This is a genomic window from Streptomyces flavofungini (assembly GCF_041028215.1).
In the GTDB taxonomy this organism is placed as follows: domain Bacteria; phylum Actinomycetota; class Actinomycetes; order Streptomycetales; family Streptomycetaceae; genus Streptomyces; species Streptomyces flavofungini_B.
In genome coordinates this window covers 1-747 of the sequence record NZ_JASKYR010001408.1, presented here as the reverse complement: position 1 = coordinate 747, position 747 = coordinate 1, and the positions used below count along the sequence as shown (strand labels likewise).

Here is a 747-nt window from a genome sequence, read left to right as displayed (position 1 = left end):
CAGTTCACCCGCGTCGGCGTCCAGTTCGAGGCCCACGGTCCCCTGGCCCGCGATGACCACCGGGTCGGAGAAAGGGTGCAGCAGCGTGAGCCCCTCCGCCTCCAGCCGCTCCATCAGCGCGAAGGCCTCCGCCATGGTGGCGGTGAGCCGGACATCGGCCCCGGCGGCACGGGCGGCGCGCACCGAGCGTGCCGGGGCGGTACGCGGCATGACCACGGTGGCCCGCACCTCCAGCGCGGCCGACATCTCCGCGACGGCGACGCCGTGGTTCCCGCCGGACACGGCGACCACGCCTGCCGCGCGCTGTTCGTCAGTCAGGTCGAGCAGCTTCGCGACGGCGCCCCGTGCCTTGAACGACCCGGTGCGCTGCAACAGTTCCAGCTTGACCGTGACCGGCACCCCCAGCAGCGCGGTCAGCCCCGGACTGGGCAGCGTGGGAGTGCGCACCACATGCCCGGCGATCCGCGCCGCCGCGCTCTCCAAGTCCTCAACACCGACCATGGCGCCCCTCCAGGATGTCTCGCCCACCGTATGCGTCAGCACGATACGTGGGTGATCGCGGGGAGGGCAGTCGTCCGGATCACCGCGATCACCCACGTATCGTGCTGACGCATACGGTGGGCGAGACATCCTGGAGGGGCGCCATGGTCGGTGTTGAGGACTTGGAGAGCGCGGCGGCGCGGATCGCCGGGCATGTGGTGCGCACTCCCACGCTGCCCAGTCCGGGGCTGACCGCGCTGCTGGGGG

Annotated in this window: 1 protein-coding gene and 1 pseudogene; one reads left to right on the top strand and one right to left on the bottom strand. The window is 72.0% G+C overall.

Going from position 1 to position 747, the window contains the following annotated elements:
• A partial coding sequence (locus tag AB8Z36_RS41350; RefSeq protein WP_369218476.1) for a pyridoxal-phosphate dependent enzyme occupies positions 1-501 on the bottom strand: 501 nt, incomplete at its 3' end.
• Positions 502-644: 143 nt separating this feature from the next.
• Between AB8Z36_RS41350 and AB8Z36_RS41345 the strand changes: the two are divergent.
• A pseudogene (locus AB8Z36_RS41345) lies at positions 645-747 on the top strand (threonine/serine dehydratase); the annotation flags it as partial.